We start from the raw sequence: 22,431 nt of genomic DNA on the forward strand, positions 1-22,431 counted from the left end.
TTTCCAATAAAATGCCCCTCCCTTACATCATCTGCCAAAGGCAAATGAAATTAAATTCAGTAAATTCGTGGTATGAAAAAGATTGGACAAATAGCAGTCGTACTCCTGGCCCTGAGCATCAATACCATGGCACAGTGTTCTCTTTGTACCAAGACAGCACAGCAACTAGGAGAAGGACCTGCAAAGGGCCTGAATGCAGGTATTCTGATGCTGGCAGTAACGCCACTCATTATCATCGCATTTCTGGGTATTCGTTATTACAGGAATAACAGACAACAGGCGTAATTACTATTACATTCATCATAAGCAAAGGGCTGATCAGCAATGGTCAGCCTTTTGTGTATCAGGCAACGTACTGTTCTTTACGGCCGGTGGGAAACTATAACTAAAAACCGCCCCTTACAGATGCTTTCGGCATTTGAAAGGGACGGCAGCTACGTAGAATAATGCAAAATGAATAATTTTATAATTCTACCTGCAACCTTCTAATTCGTAAATGTGATAACCCTGCTGCTGAATATTCTTCTCCCAGGAAGGAACAGTCTCCTGCATATGGCAGAACCTGCAATCACGGGAAGAAATAATGGGGGCAGCAAGTGAACGCGATTTCAGATAAGCATTACCAAAAGTGAGGACGCTCTCGTAATTAGTATCGGCAGAGACAATGATATCAAAATGCATATAGCCTCCTTCACGGCGCTTCACATAGGTGTCAAAAATAGCAACTTCCATGGATATGATATTAATAATCAATAACAGTAATCTAGGTCGCACAAAAGTAGGGAGGGGTATATATGGCAGGAAATTTTTAACATGCTATTGACTAGCGACTACTCATTAAAAATGAACAAGCAATTGTCAGTGTAATAATTTTATTATTAGTTTGTAATAAATGAGGAATTAAAATGATCTTAAATAAGTAGTCTTTTTTGTTAACGAGTCATTAACATAATTGGAAGTTAAGAATGAAGAACATAAGCCTGGCTGTGCTTGCTGCGGTGGTTGGAGCGGCAGCTGTACAATGTATCACCCTGATCACCCATGCGGTCAGCTGGATCTGCTTTTTAGGAGTAGTCAGTTTCGAAGCGCCTGATATCAGTGACTCCGGACTGGGTGGATGGATCATCCTGGTGCCTGTGATGGGGGCGATCGCAGGCGTCCTGTTCATAAAGTTCGGGAAAAAAGCAATCACTCCCCTCAGTGGAATCATTATGACCGGAACAGGTATTCCTTTTGGAGCAGAAGGAATCCTGACGAGTGGTTTATTTGTATTGGGGGAAAGGAACTTACTTAAAGCAGTAGTGGTGGCATCTGCACTGGCATGTCTGATGAAGGCACCAGTAGCAGCTGTGGTATTGGTTTTTGAATTGGGCCTGGTAACGTTATCGTTCGCGAATTTGGCGATGGTGGCATTGGCTGCTGCAATAGGTGCCGGATTAATTTTCCTGTGGCGCGGCTGGGAAGCGGTTTTCTATCTGAAGGACCTGCCTCAACTGAACTTACACACATTGTATATTTACTTTGTAGCGGGCATTATCGTATCTCTTTTGGGCATCCTGATGACATGGCTGACGAAGTTGCTGGAGCGGGTAAAGTATCAGCGCGTATGGTTGCCGGCAGTGGCTGCCGTTATTATCGGATACCTGGGCTGGCAGCGACCGGAGGGATTGGGAACAGGCTATAATTTTATTCCGGAATTAGCTGCCGGAACCGTGAATTTGCAGATCCTGCTCGGATTATCGCTGGTACGAATGGCCATGTTGATACTCGCCGCCGGTACCGGTACACCCGGAAGAGAATTGATTATTTCGCCATTGATATTGATTGGTGGCGCATTGGGAATGGGAAGTGTATTCCTGATCTGCCTGGTGACAGGGACGTCTGGCATCACACCAGGCCTGGCTGCAGTAGCAGGTATCGCAGCTTTACTCAGCGGTCGGCTGCCGGTTGTATTTGGAGCGCTTATTCTCTCCCTGGAAATAACGCATCAGTGGATGGTGATTGTTCCGGTCCTGGTAGCGGTCATACCAGCTATTTTGCTCCGTAAGATGCTTGTAAGAAACGATATAAATTAAAGTCTTCTTTTTCCATCGCTGCTTTGATCTGCTGAAACAATTCCTGCCGGTTAAACACCTTCATCCGCTGGCGCTGTAGTAATTGCCATGCCTTTTCAGTGAGCAGCTGCGCATGTTTTTCAGGATGTTGGGTCAGTTGCGCCTGGTGAATATCAATGGCTTGCACCAGTTCTTCCAGGCCTGCGCCGGTAGTTGCGACTGTCTTTAAAACGGCTGTTTCCTGTACCCGGCTATGCGCCAGTATTCGCAGGTTTTTTACGAAGGTATCCGCATTGTCTCTGTCTGCTTTATTGACTACAAAAATGTCTGCGATTTCCATGAGTCCTGCTTTCATGGTCTGTATTTCATCGCCGGCTTCCGGAACCACCACGACGATGGTAGTGGTAGCAATTCCCGCTATTTCAACCTCACTCTGCCCCACCCCTACTGTTTCTATGAAAAGGTAGTCGAAACCCGCGGCTTTCATCAGGTCGCTCACTTCGATGATCCTTGGACTTAATCCGCCCAGCGCTCCCCTGCTGGCCATGGACCGGATAAAGACATGGTCGTTGTTGAAATGCTGGGCCATGCGTACCCTATCGCCCAGTAAAGCGCCATAATTGAACGGAGAACTGGGATCTACAGCAATGATACCTACCTTTTTTCCCTGCTTCAGCAACAATTCGATCAGGCCATTTACAAGCGTGCTCTTACCCGCACCCGGAGGGCCGGTAATACCGATCACCCGGGTATGATGATTGGGAGGAAGGTCTGTCAGCAGCGCTTCATATCCGCTGGCTTCATTTTCCACCAGGGTAATACATCGGGCCAATGCCCTTGGTGAGCCCTGCAATAGGGCTGTCAGTAGAGAACGCATCTTCTAAATTACGAATAACGGATTATCTTCGCAGCCAATATAAGTATTATATGAAAGTAGCCGGATTCACTTTTGTTCGCAATGCCGTAAAATATGACTATCCAGTACTGGCATCTATCAGGTCGATCCTGCCACTGTGCGATGAAGTAATTGTAAGTGTAGGTGATTCTGATGATGGTACACTGGCCCTCATTCAGTCTATTGATTCTCCTAAAATTAAGATCACGCATTCTGTGTGGGATGATTCACTGAAAGAGGGGGGTCGTATCCTGGCTGTGGAAACAGACAAAGCATTTGCGCATGTGAGTTCCGATGCAGACTGGTGTTTTTATATTCAGGCGGATGAGGTGGTGCATGAACAGGATTATCCTGCTATCAGGGCTGCCATGGAAAAATATAAAGATGATAAGAGAGTAGAGGGATTGTTATTCGAATATATGCACTTCTTTGGCAGTTATGATTATATAGGTGACTCCAGGGTGTGGTATAAGCACGAGATCAGGGTGATCAGGAATGACAGGAAGATCTCTTCTTACCGTGATGCGCAAGGCTTTAGAAGGGAGGGAGAGAAACTACATGTGAAGCCGGTTGATGCACACATCTATCATTACGGATGGGTAAAAGACCCGGAGGCGCAGGCAAGGAAATTGAATAATTCATTCCAGTTGTATAATGGATCGAATGATGAGAAGATGAAGAAGCGGGTAAATATTTCAGCATTTGATTACGGAGAGGTAGATAGCCTGCAGGTATTTAAGGGCACACATCCCCAGGTAATGCAGTCAAGAATTGATGAGAAGAACTGGAAGTTTGAACATGATATTAGCAGGAAGAAGTTTGATTTTAAAGACAGTATTCTTTATTGGATAGAGAAGAGGACCGGGAAGAGATTGTTCGATTACAGAAATTATAAGAAGATATAGCCATAAAAAAAACGCTTTTGCCATGAGCAAAAGCGTTTTTTTTATGGCTGCGACCTATGGCCGGCAAGTACCGTATTAGTAGAGTTTTCTATACAGATCAAAGTATGCTTTTGCATTGGCATCCCAGCTAAACTGCAGTGCATGCTTTTTTACCGCACCGGCAAGATCATTGCTGACAAAGTGTTCCAGTCCTTTCGCAAAAACATCCTGCATGGCTTCGGGCGCAAAGTCACGGAAGTAATAGGCTACCTTGCCGCCGACTTCAGGCAGGCTGGTTTTATCAGATAAAAACACCGGTTTACCAAATTGCATCGCCTCTACCACAGGTGCACCAAAGCCTTCTGCCAGCGAAGGAAACAGGAATGCCAGGCACTGACTGTAATACCAGTATTTCTCTTCATCCGAAATGCCTCCTACTAACTTCAATCTATTGCTTACACCCAGTTCCGCAGCAGCAGCTTCAATCTTTTTGATATAGTCTCCCTGTTGTCTGCCGGCAATGATCAACTCATAATCATTCCCTACAAGTAATGATGGCAGTACATGAAAGTTTTTCTTTGGTGTCAGCATCCCGATAGAGAACAGGAAAGGCTTTTGTGGTTTATACGTTGGTGTATCGAACCCGGGAAATTGCTTTACTTCAGAACCCTGGTATACGATCTGACATTTATTGTCTGGTACGTTGATATGCTCCCTGATCACACCAAGTGTAAACCTGGAAATGGACACTACCAGGTCCGATTCATCCACCTGTTGCTGCATCTGCCGCAGGTGATGTTTTTTCTGCCAGTTTTTCAACCGGTCATCCACCAGGAAGTTCAGATCATGAATGGTGACCAATGCGCGCTTTGCCTGCTTTCTGGGCCATACATTACCTGTCTGATGAACGGCGTGAAACACATCCATCTTTGACGGACGGAAAAAGTACCTGTCATACCACTTGTAGGGGATCGTTTCAAATCGTCCGTCGAAAGCTGTGAAGGAGCCAGGCATGTAATACAACAGTTGTTCATCCTGCTGTTGTAATTGCAAAAGTCGCTGTCCTAATTGTAAACAGAAGGTGTAAAGCCCGTTGTGTGGATACTTTAATTTTTCAAAATCCAGACCGATGCGGTGCATAAAAAGTGAAAGTTGAGTTTAATAAAGGCTGCGATATACATTTAGATAGCCCTTGGCTGTATTATCATAGCTAAACAGAGCTGCATGTGCCTTTATTGCTGCTGAAGGATTATTTTTCTGGTAATCCTGCATCCCGTTATTGAAAACTTCCTGCATATGAGCAGGTTCAAAATCCTGGAAATAGTAACTAAGCGGTCCGCCTACTTCAGGCAAACTGGTTTTGTTAGAAAGAAAACATGGTTTTCCCAAGGTCATTGCTTCTATAACTGGCAGTCCAAAACCTTCGGCAATAGAAGGAAACAGGAACCCTGCACAGTGACGAAGGTACCAGTATTTCTCCGGATAAGAAATGGCACCCGTAATTGTTACCCGGTCGGCAACACCATGTTTCTGCGCTGTCACCATTATATGTTGCTTGTAAGACTCATCAAAAACAGGTCCGGCTATGATCAGTTCATAGTCATTACCGACTAGTAATGGTGGTAATACATGAAAGTTCTTTTTGGCATTGACACCGCCGATGGTAAAGAGGAATGGCTGAGCAGGACGGTAAGCCGGTGCATCGAAATCCGGATATGCTTCTATGTGGGCCGCATTCAATACTACGCTGGCAGGTTTGTCTTTCAGATGCAAATGCGTTTTCACATCATCCATTACAAATTGTGAAATGGTTACAACATGATCCGCCCGGTTAATGTTATCCTGTACTGAATGTAGAATACGCTTTATTTTTTGGGGAGGAAATTTTTCATGAATGCAGTTAAGGTCATGAATAGTCAGTACTTTTTTAGACCGGCCTGTTGATGGCATATACCTGGAACTCTGGAAGGTAGTATGCCAGATATCTGGTTTTATATTCGGTGGAATACAGAATTTATGTAGGGAATTTTTCTTTTTATAAGTAGCATTATCTCCAAAGAAGCCCTGGTACTGTTTAGGAACATAATATATCATTTCCTCATCTGCCGCTTTATTTTTCAGTAGCGCAAATCCCAGTTGTTTACAGAATTCAAAAAGTCCTGTATTGGGATTTTTCATTTTCTCACAGTCAAATAACAGTTGTGGCATATAAGTGGATGCGAATATTTGGGGTTAAAGATATATTCTATAATTTAGAAACCATGACGAATTTCATCCCAATATTTCCCTTAGGTATTGTGGTATACCCCGAGGAACAGCTGAATCTGCACATATTTGAACCCAGGTATAAACAGCTGATCCGGGAGTGTATAGCAGAACAAAAACCTTTTGGAATTCCATCTGTAATCGATAATAAGATAGTAGAGTACGGTACCCTGGTAGAAGTGGTACGCGTGGAAAAGTCATACGAAAGCGGCGAGCTGGATGTAGTAACAAGAGGTACCAACGTGTTTCGCGTGCTGGAAGTGATAAAATCTATTCCAGACAAGCTCTATTCAGGCGCCATTGTAAATTACCCGGAGAATCGTATGAACCCGAACGAACGGTTACAGAAACAGGTATTACAGGCTTTGAGAGAGCTGCACAACCTGCTGCAGGTGAATAAGAGCTTTAAAAAGGAAGATGCAGACCTCCTCTCCTACGATATTGCCCACCATGCAGGTTTATCGCTGCATGAGGAGTACGAGTTGCTCCATCTGTTCCAGGAACAGCAGCGACTGGAATACCTGAAAAGACACCTGCTCAAAGTCGTGCCTGTAATGGCAGAAATGGAACGGCTGAAGGATCGGGTGAAATTGAACGGGCATTTCCGAAACCTGTCAGCAGGTGATATGTAGGAATTGTATAATTTTGCTGCCCGAAGTACTTATATGAAGAAAATCATTACGCGTTTAGCGTTTCTATGGGTTCTGATAGCTGCCACATCGTGTGAAAACGATATGCAGGCTGTAATGAACCTGGATAAAAAAGCCACCGCTGTAGAGGAAGGGAAGCAAATCAACTCCCTGTACAGTCAGCATGGCCACGTAAAAGCCAATCTGACAGCCCCTACCATGATTCGTCATCTGGCAGTGCCGGTCTACGTAGAGTTTAATAATGGCCTGAAGGTATTGTTTTACAGCGATAGCCTGACTGTAGAGAGTACACTGACAGCCCGTTATGGAAAATACTTTGAGACTGACGGAAACATTTTTCTCAAAGATCACGTAGTAGTTGTCAATAAGAAAGGAGAGCGGCTGGATTGTGAACAGCTGGACTGGGATTCCAGGACAGCACAATTTATTTCCAAAACCCCGGTGAGGATCAGCACGGAAACAGATACCTTATATGGTACAGGGTTGATTTCCAACCAGGATTTTACTGACTATACCATCCTGCACCCGACAGGTCCTTTTGTGGTACAGGATACGACTATGCTGAATTAACGATACCAAAGCTTACTTAACGACAACGGCCCATCATTGCGTATGCAATGATGGGCCGTTTCGCTTTAACCTATTTTTAACCTAAAATTTTGTCTTTATAAAAACGCAAGAACCATGCCATTAAGTATGTGAATACAACCAAGTTTTTTATAATATAATGATACTCTGACATGTGTGCACAAAATCTCTATATCCTGCATTCACCGGGAAAAATATAACATTCACCAAATGGCAGGTTTTTCTACGAAATTGACGATCTATATTTACAATAGGTTTTTCATAGGATATGGTTAAATTATTAGGCGGTACTCTTACCGCCTTTTTTTTATTATCTTAAGCCTTCAATATCATAATATTATGGAACAGATCACCTGGCAGGATTTCGAGAAGGTAGCCATTCGTGTAGGAACTATTATTGAAGTAGCAGACTTTCCCAAGGCAAAGAACCCGGCTTACCAGTTATTAATCGATTTTGGCCCTGAACTGGGCATTAAGCGCTCGTCTGCACAAATCACCAAATTATATACTGAAGAAACATTAATCGGAAGGCAGGTAGTCGCCGTCGTGAACTTCCCGGTAAAACAGGTAGCCAATTTCTTTTCCGAATGCCTGGTACTGGGTGTAGTAGGAGCGGACAAAGAAGTAGTACTGTTACAGCCAGACAGGACAGTGCAGAATGGTCTACAGGTGGGCTAATGACAGGATTTTAACTAGTAATTAAGAATAATTACAATTTAAAAATTAATTAATATTATATTATTAAACATATATCTGCTGACCTATTCATTCTTACTGTTTTACGAACTATTTTATAACGTTCACGGAAATGGGAAGATAACTCAATTAAGTAGACTATATCTTTGACTTAGGTTTTTCATAGGATATGGTTAAAATTATTACAAGGGCGGTATTCTTACCGCCCTTCTATATTTTAGGCAGGTTCCGCCATACCGGCTCATCTTTTACGTTCACCCCTCCAAAACCTGTTTTCACCTTCAAAAGCAGGTACGTTTAACTTCCTTTTTATTACGTTCCCAAACAAAAATATAGCATTCACCAGAATGGGTTTTGTACGTATGCAAAATAAGCCCACCTTTGGTATAGGTTTTTCAATAAAGATATGGTTAAAATTTTTCGGGGCTGTAGTCTTGCAGCCCCGTTTCTTTTTTTATAACGCTGCCGGGAACGGTTCTTCGAGCAGGTAGCGATAGATAAACCGGTACATTTCCATATCACTATGTCTCATCTTGATACTGGTTCTCCACCCATGACGTTCTCCCGGATATAACATAAATTCAAAATGCTTATTCATGTCTTCCAGCGTATTAATTAGCTGGATACTGTTCTGCATATGCACATTGTCATCCATCGTGCCATGTACGATCCTGATCAGGCCCTTATAGCGATCCAGGTAGTTCATGGGCGAGGTGATCTTATAGCCCTCCGGATTCTCGGCGGGCGAATCCATGTATCTTTCAGTATAATGGCTGTCGTATAGTTGCCAGTCAGTTACTGAATAGTTCGCCATGCCATAATTGAATACAGAAGCGCCGTAGGTCAGGGCCATACAGGTCATGTAACCCCCAAAACTGCCTCCGGTTATACATACCTTGTTTGTATCTACATAAGATTGGCTACGGAGCCATTGGGTGGCGTCCATATAATCCTCGATCTCATAAATCCCCGTCTTACGATGGATGTAGTTCATGCCCATTTTACCCAGTTGTCCCGAGCTACGGTTATCAATCACCACCTGAATGACGCCTTTTTCTGCCCACCATTGTGATGTCAGGTTCAGGTTCCAGCGGTCATATACGGTACCGGCATTAGGTCCTCCATAGATGCTGATCAGCACGGGGTACTTTTTGCCTTCCTGCATATGGAGTGGCATGGTCACCGTCATTGGCAGGGTTAGTCCGTCACGGGTCTTATAAGTCATTAATTTGGGGAGTGCCAGGTTATAATCACCTAACTGAGCGCCTTTGCTGTCACCCAGTTCACGGATCATCTTGCCTTTATTATCCAGCAGTGCTAAGCGGGTAGGCGTTGTGAGGTTGGAATAGCTGGTAATAAAGTAGTCGCCATGTGGGCTTACAGTGGTGGTATGGTGGTAATCTCCGAAAGTAAGACGTGTGATTGCACCATTGTTCATATTCACCTTGTAGAGGTCTGTACGGGTAGAATGTTCTTTGCGTGCTACGAAATAAACCTGTTCCTGTTTAGCATCGAGGGCTACAGTATAGTTCACTGTCCAGTTGCCGGATGTCAGTTGTTTTTTCAGGGAGCCATCCATATTGTACCAATAAAGGTGTGACCAGCCGGTTTTATCACTCTGCAGGATGAAGCCCCTACCCTTTTCAAGGATGGTCATACCATCTTTCCAATCGATCCAGGTGGGTTGTTTTTCGTCGTATACTTCTTTTTTAACGCCAGTGGTCAGGTTGACGTCGTAGATTTTCAGGTTGTCCTGTCCCCTGTTCATCCATTGTAACCACAGGTGATTATCGCTTGTCCAGAACGGGGTACCGAAGTATTGGTCTGCCTTTTCGTCAAAAGCGGCCCAGGTAGTAGCCCCACCTGTTACAGGGACTACGCCTACTTTGACTTCCGGGTTTTTGTCGCCGGCTTTTGGATAACGGGTATTTTCCGTAAAGCCATGCTGACCTTTTTCGCTATAGATAGGAAATACGGGTACCTGTGTGTCGTCGAAACGCATGTAAGCTATATAGCGGCTATCAGGGCTCCACCAGAAAGCACGATAGCGGGAGGCGCGGCCCAGGATCTCTTCATAATATACCCAGGAAGCATAGCCATTGTATACCACGTCACTGGCATCGTTGGTATAGCGGGTCTCCTTTTTAGTGGCTATTTCTACGCTATACAGGTCATTGTGGCGGGTAAAGGCTACATATTTTCCATCGGGAGAGATGGTCGGGTTTTTCTCCGTGAGCGTGTCATTGGTGAGCTGTGTAGTAGTACCATCAGCAGCGGTATAGATAATGTCGTGATTTTGTACGGATACGGAGATGCCACCGGCGGCGTAATCGGCAGCGTCACCGGTCTTTACATCTATTTTGTAAGGTTTGCCGTTGCGTATTTCGATATAGTGGGTGTCATCTGCCCAACCGGTTACATTGGGTAAGGGTCTGGAAACGCCTGAAGGGGCATTTTTCCAGATCTGCTCGAAGGTAAGGTCTTTCTTGTCCTGGGCACACAATGGTGCGGATAGGAGGCCCAGGGCTGCCATGCAGCAGGTGAAGTGACGTAATTGCATAGATCGGATTTGTTGTAAATTAAAAATCCGGCCGCTAGCAGCCGGATTTTCTTGATATAAGGTTCAAAAAGAAGACTACTGGCCTCTCTCTGGTTTCATTTGCGGGAAGAACAATACATCCTGAATGGATGGGTTGTTGGTCATGATCATGGTCAGACGGTCGATACCAATACCGATACCGGAGGTAGGTGGCATACCATATTCCAGGGCACGGAGGAAGTCGTAGTCGATATACATGGCTTCGTCATCACCTCTTTCCATCAGTTTTACCTGGTCTTCGAAGCGCTGACGCTGATCGATAGGGTCATTCAGCTCACTATAAGCATTTGCCAGTTCTTTACCATTTACCATCAGTTCAAAGCGTTCTACCAGACCTGGTTTGCTACGATGTTTCTTGGTGAGCGGGCTCATTTCTACCGGGTAATCGATGATGAAAGTAGGCTGTACATAATTGTGTTCAGCTTTTTCGCCAAAGATCTCGTCGATCAGTTTACCCTTGCCCATACTTGGGGCTACGCCGATACCCAGTTGTTTACAGGTGTCACGCAGTTGTGCCTCATCCATTTCTGAGATGTCGATGCCGGTATGTTCCTTAATAGCATCATACATGCTGATACGTTTGAAAGGCGCTTTGAAGTCGATCACCTTATCTCCTACCTGTACCTGGGTGGTACCATGCAGGGTGAGAGCAATTTTTTCCAGCAGGGTTTCGGTGGTACGCATCATCCATTCGTAGTCTTTGTAGGCAGCGTACATTTCCATTACGGTAAATTCCGGGTTATGGGTACGGTCCATCCCTTCGTTACGGAAGTCTTTGGCAAACTCATACACCCCATCGAAACCACCCACGATCAGACGTTTCAGGTACAGCTCATTGGCAATACGCATGTATAATGGAATATCCAGCGCATTGTGATGAGTCTTGAACGGACGAGCCGTTGCACCACCAGGAATTGCCTGGAGGATAGGTGTTTCTACTTCCAGGTAGCCCAGGTCGTTGTAGAAATCACGGATGGTCTGCATGATCCTGGTACGCTTGATGAAAGTATCCTTTACATCAGGGTTGATGATCAGGTCCACATAGCGCTGACGGTATCTGAATTCAGGATCGGTTACCGCATCGAATACTTCGCCTTCTTTTTCGTTTACTACAGGCAGTACGCGAAGGGATTTAGCGAGGAAATCAAGTTTGTTGATGTGGATGGATGTTTCACCTGTTTTGGTAACAAAGGCAAAGCCTTTCGCACCGATAATATCGCCGATATCAAGGATCTTCTTGACTAAAATATCGTACATGGACTTATCCTCACCATTGCTGATGTCATCGCGGCGTACGTACAGCTGAATATGTCCGGTATGGTCCTGCAATTTGATGAAAGCAGCTTTACCCATGTCACGGATCTTCATAATACGGCCTGCAACGCAGAGGTCCTGCAATTGTTCTTTGGTTTCTTCGCTATATACCGCTTTAATATTTGCAGCGGTATTGTTTACGGGGTATTCTTCCGCCGGATAAGGGTCGATGCCCAGTTTCTCCAGTTCCTGCAGTTTCTCCCTGCGTATGATCTCTTGCTCAGATAGTGATGTCATGTAAATACTGAATTACAATAAATGGAGTGCAAAAATAACTGTTTTCTGCCCTTTGGCATTAATTTTTCTCTTTATTCCATAGGTTCTACATATTCCACACTAAAACAGTAATGAGATGAAAACTATTATTGTTCCTACAGACTTTTCACCGGCAGCATATAACGCGGCCCGCTATGCGTTAGGGTTGGCAGGGCAACTGGAGGCATCGCGGGTTATTTTATACCATGCTTATGAGCTGGTAGTGCCGGTGCCGGATATGCCTTCGGCTATTCCGATGGTGGATTCGGAGGAATTGAAGCTGGCCAGTCAGGAGGGGTTGGAAAAGATGAGAAATGAACTGGCGGCAGTGGTACCGGCTAATGTATTGCTGGATCTGAGGGCGGAGAATCACCTGCTGGCAGCAAATATTGATGGATTCTGTACCGATCAGCAAGCGGATCTGATAGTGATGGGAACAGAAGGTGGCAGTCAGTTTGAAGAAATGCTGATAGGCTCCAATTCAGTCGATGTGGCAAAGCATACTGCCTGTCCGGTGATCATTGTACCTGCAGATGCCGTTTATCATTCTATCCGGAAGATTGTATTTGCGTGTGATTTTAAACATATAGGGGAAAATACGCCCATCGGTCCGCTCAAGAGTTTGCTCAGGGTTTTCAATGCTGAGCTGCATGTCTTGAATATTGATCATTCAGGAAAGGGGCTGGCAGGTGAAACACCTATGGAAAGCTTGCTGCTGGATTCTCTGCTGGAGGGATACCATCCCATTTACCATTTTGTAGACAATGAGAATGTGGCAAATGGTATAATAGAATTCTCTGAAAAGGAAGGCGCCGATCTGATCTTTATTATACCCAGGAAACATGGTCTGTTCGAAGGGATGTTCAGAAGGAGCCGGACCACTCAGTTAGCATTTCATAGTCATATTCCGTTGCTGGCAATACACGAATAGGAAAATACGTTAATTTTATAGTCTGTAGCAGCCCCGGATCGCACGGCGATCCGGGGCTGCTGTGTAAAGAGCTACCCTTCATCACTAATTGAATTGGTAGATTAAATATTGTTATTAATTTGCATGTAAACCACAACTTCAACAATATGTATAAGAAACTATGTCTTCTGTTTTTGGCAGGTATTTCTTTAGGAACGGTATCAAAGGCCCAGATATTAAAGAACTTGAGTAAAGCAGTAAGTAGTGCAGCCAGTGGTACGACCGGCGGTACTGCTGGTGTATCTCAGACAGATGCAGGTAATGCGATCAAGGAAGCATTGGCTAATGGCGTGTCAAAGGGGATTGCTTCTTTGAACAAGACGGATGGTTTCTTTGGCAGTGACGTGTACAAATTATTATTACCACCTGATGCGGTGAAAATTGGGAATACATTGAGAAGTGTAGGGCTGGGCAGCCAGGTAGATAAAGCTATTTTATCTATTAACCGTGCAGCTGAAAAAGCGGTAGGTTTTGCAGCGCCAATTTTTGTGGATGCCATCAAGGAAATGACCATCACTGATGCCCTGAACCTGTTGAAGGGGTCAGATAGTTCTGCTACAGTATACTTCAAGGGTAAGACAACGGCAAAGCTGAAGGCTGCGTTTTCACCTGTGGTGAAGGGTGCGCTGGATAGTACAAGTGCGACAAAGTATTATGGCGATATTGTGACTAGTTATAATAAGCTGCCGACTACCTTTAATAAAGTGAATCCTGATCTGCAGGATTATGTAACAGGGATGGCAGTGAATGCACTGTTTGACCAGATTAAAGTGGAAGAAAAGAATATCAGGGCAAATCCGGCGGCAAGAACGACGGACTTGCTGAAGAAGGTGTTTGGTAGTGCGATCACAACGAAATAAAGAAGTTTTTAAACAGGCCTGCCACCCGGCAGGCCTGTTTAATTATATGGCTAATAAGATCTGCCATGCTGCCGCTACTTTGCCTGCATCGAGCAATCGCTGCGCATATGCATGCAGCTCCCTTTCCATCTCCTCGGGTGTAATACTGTAATACTGGAAGATATTCTTCAGGTGCTCATCTTCAAATGCGGGATCTATCACCGGTTGCTCATGCACATTGGCCAGTTGCCCTAAATGATTCCCCGTCAGAATTTTGCTGTTCCGGATATGCGCGGGCAGGGCATCAATCCCGATTCCCAGCGCTGTATTTGGCTTTGCTACTTCAAACACGGCATCGCCAGAGGCCCTGCAATAGTAATCGCCTCCCATCCTGGCTACCAGATCCAGTTTATGCGGATCAATCGCTCCTTTCTCATTCAGCACTTCATCCTTTATGTGGATCAGGACAGGTTCACAAATCACCAGATTGCCTGCACCGCCTTCTGTACCTGTTTCAATGATCTGCCTGACTATACACTCAATCTGCACCGGGCTTTCCTGTACCCTGAAGGGGCGTACCTTTTCAGCTGCCAAGGGGGTAAATCCCGCTTTCTCAAATTCATTGACAGCTTTGGGGTATTCACAACTGGCCAGGGAAGTTTGCTGAACCATGGCATAGTTCACCATATTAATTACCACTTCTTTCACCTCATAAAGGTTCTCCAGCGTATGTTTGGTAGTATTATCCCTCACCCTGCGTGAAGGTGAAAAGATCAGTGTAGCAGGATTAGTACCGAAAATATTGAAGAAGCTAAAAGGTGATAAATTAGGTCTGCCCTCTTTATCGATGGTGCTTGCAAAACAAATCGGCCTGGGTGCAATGGCCCCCTGTAGATATCCTTGCAGTACGGCAGTTGTTACCTGCCCCGGAATGATCTGCATTTATTTCCTGAGTTTGAGGATCGAGAAATCTGATTCTTCTGCTACAATGGTATTGGTCAGTTTTCCCAGCCCTTCAATTTCCATTTCTACCACATCACCTTCCTGCAGCCATTGCTCAGGGTAATCAGGATTATTGAGTTTACCAGTACCGTTCAGTTCCAGGAAACATCCGGTACCTACTGTACCGCTACCAATAACATCACCGGGCATAATGTTCGCACCATAAGAGCAACGCTGAATGATTTCGGCAAAGGTCCAGTCCATATCCGCCATATTACCTTCGCTTACCTGTACACCATTTACATGACAGGTCATTTTCAGGTTGTATGCCTTGCCGGTATGGCCAGGTTTAGGATCGGTGAGTAAATGCTCCAGTTCATCGGGCGTCACCAGCATCGGGCCGATCACGGTACTGAAATCTTTGCCTTTGCAGGGCCCCATATTCAGTTTCATCTCATCCATCTGCAGGGTGCGGGCACTCATATCGTTCATAATCATGTAACCTCCGATATATTCATCTGCTTCTTCAGCAGGAATGTTGCGGCCTGCTTTACAAATGACGATGGCTGCTTCCAGTTCAAAATCCAGTTTTTCGAAATGATCGGGCATGCAATAAACATTCCCCGGCCCCTGAATAGCATTGTGGTTGGTAAAATAGAAAACAGGGAACTGGTCAAATTCTGCAATCATCTCCACCCTGCGATTGCGGCGTGCAGAGGCAACGTGCTGACGAAAAGCATAACCGTCACGACAGGAATTAGGGAATGGCACAGGCGCCATAAGTGTAACTCTTTCAAGTGGAATGGGGGTAGCGATGCCTACATGTTTGCCAGCTTTGAGTTGTGCGTCGGCCTCTTTTGCGATATCGATCACATCTTCCCACATGAGCAGGAACATCTGCATATTGCTGGGAAGGTTCGGGTGAAGGTCCTGCGTGTTGTAGAGCTGATTGTCTACTAAAATTGCCAGCTGGTCGCTTTCTTCCCGGAGATAAGTAACAAGTTTCATAATGTTAAACGTTCTGGTTGTATGATATGTAAATATAGCTGATACATTTTAATGGTTGCCATACAGGGGTATTCGTCACTCTTAAATAGTAATTCATTTGCATTTTATTGCCTGAAAAGGCAGAATGGCTGGCAGCTGGTTTTAAAATTGCATCACTGTGCTTCATTCATACATGATATATCATCTCAGTCAGAACATCGAAATTGAGACTACAACAAACAATGCTTGTTGGCTGTCTATATAGGTCCATCTACCCTGCTGAGGTAGCAAATCCACATTATGACACGATAACATAAGCTGCGGGGCTATGTTAATTTTTTTTCGTTAAGAACGGTCATAACAGATCGGCATCTTTCATAAACCGGGTCAGTCCTGTCGGTTTCTAATTGGTGTAATTCAGCCAGAATTCATGCTCAGCGCTGTATTCGACATGAATAGCCATGCCATTCTGAATGATAATAAATATAAATATGAGGCTGGAGGGGAGGATTTTTCAGTAAGATATGTGGGTAAAATTGTCAATATGACTGGCGGTTAAATGGTAGCTGGTGAAATCCCTAAACGCACATGAAAAGTGAAGTTAAGATCGGCATAATATTGGTGCATTAGCTCATTGGCGAAAGTTGTACCGGAAGAATCTAAGGAATATTTAAGGCTTTTTACTTGAAAAAAATTTAAAGGAAGTCATGAAGTTTGATAAGATTAAGAACAAAGGACAGGCGAGGTTATTTGAGAGCAGATATCTGGAAATGCTCACTAAAACACATCCGTTAGTAATATGGGGCATGTACTTACCTATTATAGGGTATAGTCTATACTATAGTAATACCTCATTAGGGTTTAACATCACGACGGTGCTAACTGTATTTTTTGGTGCTATGTTATTCTGGACGTTTTTCGAGTATATCATGCACCGGTATTTATTTCACTTTAGTAGTGAGAATCCCAGAGTAAGGCGGTTTATTTACGTAATGCATGGGAATCACCATGAGTATCCGCGTGACAAGCAGCGGTTGTTTATGCCGCCGGTGCCCAGTTTGATACTGGCATCTATGATATTTGGCGTGCAGTATTTTTTCCTCAGACAGTACACTTATATGTTCTTCCCGGGATTTATGTTAGGCTATCTGATTTACGGCAGCATGCACTATGCTATTCATGCATGGAATCCGCCGTTTAAATTTATGAAGCCATTGTGGCGTAATCATCACCTGCATCATTATAAAGCAGAGGAGAAAGGGTTTGGTGTAAGTTCTTCCTTGTGGGATTGGGTGTTCGGATCATCGTTCGAACTGGAGAAAGAGAAGGAAGATAAGGCGAAGGTACGTGAGTTGATGTTTGATAAGTAGTGTTGAATGTTTGTTTGGATCAGTCATTTATCATTTACCAACGTTCTTCGTCGTCATTGTCGTTAATAGGTCTGGTGAAGGTTTTGCGGGAGATGACTTTTTGTTGCTGACGCTCTATGAGTAAGGCGGCGATTTTGCGATAGACGTTTGCCGTTGTATCATCTGCCAGTACCTGGCGTACTTTTTTCTCTGCTACATCAATCTTGTACAACAACAATACGAATTGCTGGAAGTCAGTATTGATCAATGTTTCAAGCCTTGCTGCAAGCAGTGATTCGAGTTGGTCGTACGTGATATGCTCTGGAATAGACAGGGCAGTGTTAGCTGCGATCTGTACTGCGGTTTCAGGTAATAGTTGCATTGTATCAGAATTTGTTCAAATTTATTCCGCAAAAAAATAGCTGCTGCCATTGGCAGCAGCTATTTTTTTATCAGCATCTGACTGTTCATTGCTGTCGGGAAAAGTTCAGATGATATTGAAGATTATTTCATTCTTTTAATCTTGTAAGATGCGTTGGTGACAATCCTTACAGGTACTTTCACATCACTCTTGATCCTCTTCGCTTTATTTGCCTTATAGGTATATGTACCATTCATCTCTGTGTTCTGAGACGCGATACTAGGAAATCCGGAAGAACGATCAATCAGGTAATTCGTCATAATGTCTCCACTGATTTCCGCGGTTGCCTGAATACCATCATCTGTTGTAAACGTCTCTACCTTATTGGTCGTAATCTTACCTGTACCGTTGATCTTAGCGGTTTGAGCGTCCCATGTCTGCAGGTTCCAATAGAGCGAAATATCACCTACCAGTCCTGTGCGGATGGGTACATTTTCTTCCCAGCGTGTACCGGTCTTAATACTACGAACAGGATAGATAACCAGCAGTTGTTCCAGCCAGGTATGGAAGGCATTCGTTCCAAACTGGTCTTTCATCAGCTTTTTATAGGCTGCCTGCTCATCTGATTTCAGGTTAGAGAAAGTAGCCGATGCTTTGTCAAGCAGATCATCCAGGCCTATTACCTTGTTGATATACCCGGAAGACGAGATATCGACAGAGAATGGCTGATCGATAATGCTTTTCAGGGCAGCCTGAAAAGGCTCCTTTTCATTTGGCACAGCAGCATCTACAAGAATGTTCTGGTTGCGTGCATTGAAATTGAACTTCAATTCTTTATATCTGAAAGTCAGGGTGGCATGTCCATCCGACGTTTCGGTCACCTCGATAGCAATGGTATTATTGAAGTCGCGGGTTACGCGTTGCATTACATCATCTACTGTCGTATAGGTTTCGCTGCGGCTTTCCTGTTTCAGCTCGAATTGTTGGCCTGTGAGAAAGTTGTAGCTCAGGTCTACATAGTCTCTTTTATCGTCCTGTTGTTGTGCAAATGCCGGTACGGCCAGGGTAGCGCCCAGGGCCATTGACACAAAAAATCGCTTCATCATTACGCTATATTTATTAAACATATTTTTCTATGACGCCGAGGCCGAACAGGGCGAAGTCGTATTTGGCAGGGTCTTCGGGGTCCAGCTGGCGTAGCTTTTCCGTCAGTTCCAGTGCAGTACTCCAGTCCGCTTTGGCAGTTGATATCAATCCCAGTCTGGTAGCGACTCTGCTTACATGTATATCTACAGGGCATACCAGTTGTGCGGGGCTGATATGCTTCCATAGACCAAAATCCACGCCATTTTCGTCTTTTCTGACCATCCAGCGCAAATACATGTTCAGCCGCTTGCAGGCTGAGTTCCGGGCGGGGGTGGATATGTGTTTCCTGGTCCTTTCCGGGTGCTCCATGGCAAAGAATATTTTATGAAATCCCAACAGGGCTTTTTCGACAGTCAGGTCTTTAGGGGTCAGGTGACCGCTAAAGGCAAATTCCAGGGAAGTGACGTTGCTATAATAATGTTGCAGGAACTCGACAAAATAGAGCAGATCTGTTCCATTGAAGGTCCTGTGGCAGAAATGCATGAGTTTCATCCGTTCTTTGGGCTGGTGGTGCTTAATAAAGTCATAAGGCTCGTTGTCCATCAACTTCATCAGTTCCGTGCATTTATTGATAATGGTGGTTCGGTTGCCCCAGGCAAGTATTGCAGCAAAAAGCCCTGCGATCTCGATATCCTGTAGTTTTGAAAACCTGTGCGGGATCGTGACAGGATCTCCTGGTATAAAATCCGGTGTATTGTAGTACGCCGCTTTGGTATCCAAAAACGCCTTCAGTTGCTGGAATTTCATGGTGGTCATTCGATTAGGTGTGTCTGTAGGCCCGCATAATATTGCAGCATGACGCATTGAAAATAAGTAAAATTGTGAAAACAGCTGTCCCAAAAAGCAAACGCTCCTGCCGCAGGCAGGAGCGTTTGTGATTATCCTATAGCTTTTGAGAGGTCGGCGATCAGGTCGTCTGCATCTTCAATCCCTACACTCAGCCGGATCAGCGAGTCAACCAAACCATTGCTGATACGCTCTTCGCGTGGAATTGATGCATGTGTCATAGAAGCCGGATGTCCTATCAGTGATTCCACTCCCCCCAGCGATTCCGCCAGCGAAAAGAGGTGTGTGCCACTTAACACTTTTGTCGCGGCTTCCAGGCTATCATCTTTCAACGTAAAAGATATCATACCACCATAGCCACGCATCTGCTTTTTAGCGATAGCATGGTTAGGATGGTCTTCAAAACCGCACCAGTATACTTTGGCAACTTTGGAGTGTTGGCGAAGGAAGTGTGCAACGGCAGCGCCATTCTCACAATGTCTTTGCATACGTACGTGCAGGGTTTTCAAGCCACGAAGTACAAGGAAACAATCCTGTGGTCCGGGTACAGCTCCGCAACTATTCTGAATAAAGTAAAGCTGTTTGGCCAGTTCTTCATCTTTTACAATGATGGCACCATGAACAACGTCGCTATGCCCACCCAGGTATTTGGTAGCAGAGTGTACAACGATGTTGGCACCCAGATCCAGTGGATTCTGCAGGTATGGTGAGGCGAATGTATTATCCACCGCGAGCAGTAATTTATGTTCGCCGGCAATCTGTGCACAGGCAGCAATGTCGATAATGTTGAGCAGCGGATTGGTAGGTGTTTCTATCCAGATCAGCTTTGTGTTGGCATTGATATAATTACGGATGTTTTGTGCATCCTGCATGCCAATGAAATGGAATTTGATGCCATAGCGCTCAAATATTTTCGTGAAGATGCGGTAGGTGCCACCATAAAGATCATTGCTGGCAATGACTTCATCTCCGGGGTTAAGAAGTTTCATCACTGCATCAGTAGCGGCCAGGCCACTACCGAAAGAGATACCGAATTTCCCGTTTTCTATAGCAGCCAGTGCATTTTGCAAGGCATCACGGGTTGGATTCTGGGTACGGGCATACTCATACCCTTTGTGTTGGCCGGGGGCACTTTGAACATACGTGGAGGTCTGAAATATGGGGGTCATAATGGCACCGGTAGACGGATCCGGTGTTACACCCGCGTGAATGAGTTTAGTTCCCAGCTTCATGCCTGTGAAATTTTGTAGTTATTAAGGAAAGGCCAAAGGTACGATCCTCCGTACTTACCACAAACGGCAAAATGCGTAGAACTACGTATGCGAAAGGGGATAGGTAGTCAAAAATAGCTTTTCAGTGTAGTTACACGGATGAATTCGCCACGTTCACGAACAAATTTCACACTTTGGGCCTATACCGTAGTATTCCCGCGGTATTTCCGGCTAAATTTGGTGCAGGTTTTTCATAGGATATGGTTAAAATTCGTGGGCGGTACTCTTACCGCCTTTTATTTTTTTACAGGTGCAGTTGTATTGCTAAACTTCACTGGCAGGCTTACACTCACTACATCCCAGGCAATGATCAGGTTTGCACCATAATCAGCTTTTTCAAATACCATAGTGAAAGGTTCCACCGGGGTATCCATTTTGGTTACCGGGATATCTGTTCTTACCACATCCTTTGCTTCGTTGTATTTGAAAGCCCCCCATATGTCAGTATCTCTGTTGATAATGATTGTCCACTTTGATTCGTTAGGAATGGCGTACATGGTATAGCGGCCTTTAGGCACCAGTTTGCCACCGATTGTAACATTGCGGTAGAATTCCACTTCAGTGGCTTCGTTAGCTCCCAGGCGATAGAGTTCACCATACGGTTCCAGGTCGCCGAATATCTTTCTTCCTTTCTTTTGTGGCCGGCTATAGATCACGCGGGCCACGAGGGCGCCGGGTTCTCCTTTTACTTTTACAACGTAGGGATACATTACAGGATAATACGCCATGTCCATAGGGCTGGAATCCAGTGGCGGTAGTTTCTTGTCCTGTGCAAACACAACACTACAGCCAAACAGGGTAATCAGTGCGGCGATGAATACTTGCTTCATTAAACGGTCTTAATTGTTCAAAAATATAGTTGTGCAAACCTACGACTAAAGTTATACAGATGCTAGATCCGGCGGTACATTTTGCACAAAGTTGACAAGGTCAGGGAAAAAGGTCTGGTAACTGGCAGAGAGGGCATCATAATTTTCTTCCAGTGCGGCGAATGGTACATCGGCTGTTACATCAAGGTAACGGCTTCTTCTCACGATGCCACTGAAAGTTTTGTACATCCCATCCCTGAACTGATAACCATACAGCCAGTTTTGTTCCCGCATGTATTTAAATACTTCCTGGAACCCGGATGGTAACAGTTGATGTTGTGCGAGCAATGTGGTATAAACTTCCTGTGCAAAGGCCGCCAGGCTATCCCCGGGAAACCGGGATCTGTCATTGGCGAGAAAATGATCATAGACAATGTCGATGAATACAGCGCTGTATTTGCCACAGCCTGGTTGGAAGAATTTCTTGGCTTCCAGGGTGGCGGGATGTGTATCGGTGAAAGCGTCGATGCGTCTATGCAATCGAATGCCCTTTTGTATACCTGGTTCATAATCCTGCCAATGCTTCCCTTTCACAAAGTCAGCGATCATATTGCCTGTGATAATAGAAGGCTGGTGATATGATAAATATGCATGGGCGAGAAAATTCATGTAGCGAAGATAGATTTTATTTTTCTTGTCCAGTTTAACAAAAGCTTAACGTAGGTGCCTGCAACTTTCCTCCTTCCCGTGCAACTCTTCAGTGGGAAAGCT

Annotated in this window: 23 protein-coding genes; 9 read left to right on the plus strand and 14 right to left on the minus strand. The window is 44.7% G+C overall.

Annotated features, from left to right (window positions below):
* The first annotated feature begins 72 nt into the window (after window positions 1–72).
* Entirely contained in the window at window positions 73–285 is a 213-nt protein-coding gene (locus tag ABDW33_RS09415) for a hypothetical protein (protein WP_343689805.1), read from the plus strand.
* Between the two features lie 186 nt (window positions 286–471).
* On the opposite strand, the gene ABDW33_RS09420 is transcribed toward ABDW33_RS09415, so the two are convergent.
* Window positions 472–732: a DUF2024 family protein gene (locus tag ABDW33_RS09420; RefSeq protein ID WP_343689806.1), complete on the minus strand. Its 261-nt coding sequence runs from the start codon at window positions 730–732 to the stop codon at window positions 472–474.
* A 233-nt stretch (window positions 733–965) separates the two neighbouring features.
* Here ABDW33_RS09420 and ABDW33_RS09425 point away from each other — a divergent pair, with 233 nt between their 5' ends.
* Window positions 966–2,075 carry a chloride channel protein gene (locus ABDW33_RS09425; protein WP_343689807.1) on the plus strand — a complete coding sequence of 370 codons (1,110 nt, stop codon included), beginning with the start codon at window positions 966–968 and terminating at the stop codon, window positions 2,073–2,075.
* Here ABDW33_RS09425 and meaB read toward each other — a convergent pair.
* Window positions 2,032–2,931: a methylmalonyl Co-A mutase-associated GTPase MeaB gene (meaB, locus tag ABDW33_RS09430; protein WP_343689808.1), complete on the minus strand. Its 900-nt coding sequence runs from the start codon at window positions 2,929–2,931 to the stop codon at window positions 2,032–2,034. The two genes, ABDW33_RS09425 and meaB, sit on opposite strands and share 44 nt — an antisense overlap.
* A 50-nt stretch (window positions 2,932–2,981) precedes the next feature.
* Between meaB and ABDW33_RS09435 the strand changes: the two genes are divergently transcribed.
* Window positions 2,982–3,854: a glycosyltransferase family 2 protein gene (locus ABDW33_RS09435; protein WP_343689809.1), complete on the plus strand. Its 873-nt coding sequence runs from the start codon at window positions 2,982–2,984 to the stop codon at window positions 3,852–3,854.
* Between the two features lie 75 nt (window positions 3,855–3,929).
* Here ABDW33_RS09435 and ABDW33_RS09440 read toward each other — a convergent pair whose 3' ends face one another.
* Both ABDW33_RS09440 and ABDW33_RS09445 read right to left on the minus strand, forming a co-directional pair.
* Window positions 3,930–4,973, minus strand: a complete 1,044-nt coding sequence (locus ABDW33_RS09440) for a glycosyltransferase family 1 protein (RefSeq protein ID WP_343689810.1) — start codon at window positions 4,971–4,973, stop codon at window positions 3,930–3,932.
* A gap of 18 nt (window positions 4,974–4,991) precedes the next feature.
* Window positions 4,992–6,041, minus strand: a complete 1,050-nt coding sequence (locus tag ABDW33_RS09445) for a glycosyltransferase family 1 protein (protein ID WP_343689811.1) — start codon at window positions 6,039–6,041, stop codon at window positions 4,992–4,994.
* Window positions 6,042–6,094: 53 nt separating this feature from the next.
* Between ABDW33_RS09445 and ABDW33_RS09450 the strand changes: the two genes are divergently transcribed.
* The 3 genes from ABDW33_RS09450 (at window position 6,095) to ABDW33_RS09460 (ending at window position 8,014) form a co-directional block, all read left to right on the plus strand.
* The gene (locus tag ABDW33_RS09450) at window positions 6,095–6,730 is read left to right on the plus strand and encodes an LON peptidase substrate-binding domain-containing protein (RefSeq protein WP_343689812.1); all 636 of its coding nucleotides are present in this window, start codon (window positions 6,095–6,097) and stop codon (window positions 6,728–6,730) included.
* A gap of 33 nt (window positions 6,731–6,763) precedes the next feature.
* A complete protein-coding gene (gene lptC / locus ABDW33_RS09455; protein WP_343689813.1) occupies window positions 6,764–7,318 on the plus strand; it encodes an LPS export ABC transporter periplasmic protein LptC in 555 nt (184 codons plus the stop codon).
* 357 nt (window positions 7,319–7,675) lie between these two features.
* Window positions 7,676–8,014, plus strand: a complete 339-nt coding sequence (locus tag ABDW33_RS09460; RefSeq protein ID WP_343689814.1) for a tRNA-binding protein — start codon at window positions 7,676–7,678, stop codon at window positions 8,012–8,014.
* Window positions 8,015–8,486: 472 nt separating this feature from the next.
* Here ABDW33_RS09460 and ABDW33_RS09465 read toward each other — a convergent pair whose 3' ends face one another.
* The gene (locus tag ABDW33_RS09465) at window positions 8,487–10,592 is read right to left on the minus strand and encodes a S9 family peptidase (RefSeq protein WP_343689815.1); all 2,106 of its coding nucleotides are present in this window, start codon (window positions 10,590–10,592) and stop codon (window positions 8,487–8,489) included.
* 75 nt (window positions 10,593–10,667) lie between these two features.
* The gene (lysS, locus tag ABDW33_RS09470; protein WP_343689816.1) at window positions 10,668–12,182 is read right to left on the minus strand and encodes a lysine--tRNA ligase; all 1,515 of its coding nucleotides are present in this window, start codon (window positions 12,180–12,182) and stop codon (window positions 10,668–10,670) included.
* A 115-nt stretch (window positions 12,183–12,297) separates the two neighbouring features.
* Here lysS and ABDW33_RS09475 point away from each other — a divergent pair, with 115 nt between their 5' ends.
* Together ABDW33_RS09475 and ABDW33_RS09480 are read left to right on the plus strand one after the other, a co-directional pair.
* Complete coding sequence (locus tag ABDW33_RS09475; RefSeq protein ID WP_343689817.1) at window positions 12,298–13,131, plus strand: universal stress protein; 834 nt, start codon at window positions 12,298–12,300, stop codon at window positions 13,129–13,131.
* A 224-nt stretch (window positions 13,132–13,355) separates the two neighbouring features.
* The gene (locus ABDW33_RS09480; protein WP_343689818.1) at window positions 13,356–14,030 is read left to right on the plus strand and encodes a DUF4197 domain-containing protein; all 675 of its coding nucleotides are present in this window, start codon (window positions 13,356–13,358) and stop codon (window positions 14,028–14,030) included.
* A 42-nt stretch (window positions 14,031–14,072) separates the two neighbouring features.
* Here ABDW33_RS09480 and ABDW33_RS09485 read toward each other — a convergent pair whose 3' ends face one another.
* Together ABDW33_RS09485 and ABDW33_RS09490 are read right to left on the minus strand one after the other, a co-directional pair.
* Window positions 14,073–14,951: a flavin reductase family protein gene (locus tag ABDW33_RS09485; RefSeq protein WP_343689819.1), complete on the minus strand. Its 879-nt coding sequence runs from the start codon at window positions 14,949–14,951 to the stop codon at window positions 14,073–14,075.
* Window positions 14,952–15,959 (minus strand): fumarylacetoacetate hydrolase family protein, encoded by a 1,008-nt coding sequence (locus ABDW33_RS09490; protein WP_343689820.1) that lies wholly within the window; start codon window positions 15,957–15,959, stop codon window positions 14,952–14,954.
* A 686-nt stretch (window positions 15,960–16,645) separates the two neighbouring features.
* Between ABDW33_RS09490 and ABDW33_RS09495 the strand changes: the two genes are divergently transcribed.
* Window positions 16,646–17,308 carry a sterol desaturase family protein gene (locus ABDW33_RS09495; RefSeq protein WP_343689821.1) on the plus strand — a complete coding sequence of 221 codons (663 nt, stop codon included), beginning with the start codon at window positions 16,646–16,648 and terminating at the stop codon, window positions 17,306–17,308.
* A 34-nt stretch (window positions 17,309–17,342) separates the two neighbouring features.
* On the opposite strand, the gene ABDW33_RS09500 is transcribed toward ABDW33_RS09495, so the two are convergent.
* The 6 genes from ABDW33_RS09500 to ABDW33_RS09525 form a co-directional block, all read right to left on the minus strand.
* Window positions 17,343–17,669 (minus strand): hypothetical protein, encoded by a 327-nt coding sequence (locus tag ABDW33_RS09500; RefSeq protein ID WP_343689822.1) that lies wholly within the window; start codon window positions 17,667–17,669, stop codon window positions 17,343–17,345.
* Between the two features lie 122 nt (window positions 17,670–17,791).
* Window positions 17,792–18,754, minus strand: a complete 963-nt coding sequence (locus ABDW33_RS09505) for a DUF6263 family protein (protein WP_343689823.1) — start codon at window positions 18,752–18,754, stop codon at window positions 17,792–17,794.
* Window positions 18,755–18,767: 13 nt separating this feature from the next.
* On the minus strand, window positions 18,768–19,541 hold the full coding sequence (locus tag ABDW33_RS09510; protein ID WP_343689824.1) for a TIGR02757 family protein: 774 nt from the start codon (window positions 19,539–19,541) through the stop codon (window positions 18,768–18,770).
* A 131-nt stretch (window positions 19,542–19,672) separates the two neighbouring features.
* Window positions 19,673–20,812 (minus strand): cystathionine gamma-synthase, encoded by a 1,140-nt coding sequence (locus tag ABDW33_RS09515; RefSeq protein ID WP_343689825.1) that lies wholly within the window; start codon window positions 20,810–20,812, stop codon window positions 19,673–19,675.
* Between the two features lie 275 nt (window positions 20,813–21,087).
* Window positions 21,088–21,681 carry a DUF2911 domain-containing protein gene (locus tag ABDW33_RS09520; protein ID WP_343689826.1) on the minus strand — a complete coding sequence of 198 codons (594 nt, stop codon included), beginning with the start codon at window positions 21,679–21,681 and terminating at the stop codon, window positions 21,088–21,090.
* 51 nt (window positions 21,682–21,732) lie between these two features.
* On the minus strand, window positions 21,733–22,329 hold the full coding sequence (locus ABDW33_RS09525; RefSeq protein WP_343689827.1) for an ACP phosphodiesterase: 597 nt from the start codon (window positions 22,327–22,329) through the stop codon (window positions 21,733–21,735).
* Between the last annotated feature and the right edge of the window lie 102 nt (window positions 22,330–22,431).

The organism is Chitinophaga sp., from assembly GCF_039596155.1.
Lineage (GTDB): Bacteria > Bacteroidota > Bacteroidia > Chitinophagales > Chitinophagaceae > Chitinophaga.